General features: G+C 51.2%; 1 protein-coding gene. It reads right to left on the reverse strand.

The genetic code is table 11. The features are described from left to right. Window positions 1–78 precede the first annotated feature (78 nt). Window positions 79–1,244, reverse strand: a protein-coding gene (locus tag ASH01S_RS17560; RefSeq protein ID WP_217996363.1) for an IS3 family transposase whose coding sequence is annotated in 2 segments (ribosomal slippage) — window positions 79–998 and window positions 998–1,244 — 1,167 coding nt in all. Because the reading frame shifts where the segments join, the coding sequence is not laid out codon by codon here. Window positions 1,245–1,316: the final 72 nt, after the last annotated feature.

Below are 1,316 nucleotides of genomic sequence, written 5' to 3' on the forward strand. Positions count from 1 at the left end.
TGGTGCTATGTCAATAGAAAGGACGCAGAAAATCGAGAATGCAGGGAACTGAATGTTCTGTAATGTACCGGGTCGGTTTCAACCAGCAAGAGATACCCTCTTCTGGTTGTAGGCTTTCTCAAATTCCATAGGCGTCATATATCCCAGCGACGAGTGAATCCGCTGGCGGTTGTACCAGACTTCAATATATTCCCATATGCGTCGCTTCGCTTCATCACGCGTCTTAAACTTCTCTTGATACACCAACTCGCGCTTTAACACGCTGTGAAATGACTCCATGCACGCATTGTCGTAGCAGTTTCCCCTCCGGCTCATGCTCGGGATCATTTCGTATTCCCGAAGTTTTTGCTGATAATCATGCGATGCGTATTGGCTACCTCGGTCAGAATGATGGAGCACCGGGCCCTTCGGTCTCTCGCGACAAACGGCCTGCTCGAGTGCCTTAATGACCAGCGCTTTCGTCATTCTCGAATCCGCGTGCCAGCCGACAATTTTGCGTGTAAACAGGTCCATGATGCTTGCAACGTACAGCCATCCCTCCTCTGTGGGAACGTACGTGATGTCAGCCATCCAAATCTGGTTGGGTCGTTCGGCTTCAAAAGATTGGTTCAGCCGATTGTCATGTACTGGATAAGCGTGGTTGGAGTCCGTCGTAGCCTTGTATTTGCGCACAACGCGACTTCTCAGCCCATGCTCCCGCATGATACGAGCCACTGTCTTCTGTCCGACTCGCACCCCTTCACGGCGAAGAAGCTGTGTGATCTTCGGGCTCCCATATAGCCGCCTGGTTCGAACAAAGATCTGGTAAATCCGGCGTGTTAACTGCCGCCGCCGCTTTGCGCGGCCACTGACAGGACGCCTTAGCCACGTATAGTAGCCACTCCGTGACACGCCAAGCACGTCACACATCTTCTGCACTCGAAATTCAAACCGGTGTTCATGGATAAACCGGTACTTTACCTCCGGTCGTTCGCAAAGTACCGAATGACTTTTTTTAAAATGGCATTCTCTTCACGAAGCTCACGGAGCTCTCGTTCCATGTCACGAATCCTCTGGTCCTCCGGCCGCAGATGCCCACTGCCCACGAATGGGTGCTCCGGGTTTTCCTTATACTTTGCAATCCACCCGTAGACCGTCTTAACCGGAATATCCAACTCCCGAGCAACCTGTGTCGCAGACTTGCCCTCTTCCAAAACCATTCTCACTACGTGAGTTTTAAAGTCCTTGTCATAGTGCTGCGCCATGGGAGTCGACACCTCGAATCGACTATATTCTTACATTCTCGATTCGCTGTGTCCACTTTTTAGACTAGCATC

The organism is Alicyclobacillus shizuokensis NBRC 103103, from assembly GCF_001552255.1.
GTDB classification, from domain to species: domain Bacteria; phylum Bacillota; class Bacilli; order Alicyclobacillales; family Alicyclobacillaceae; genus Alicyclobacillus_G; species Alicyclobacillus_G shizuokensis.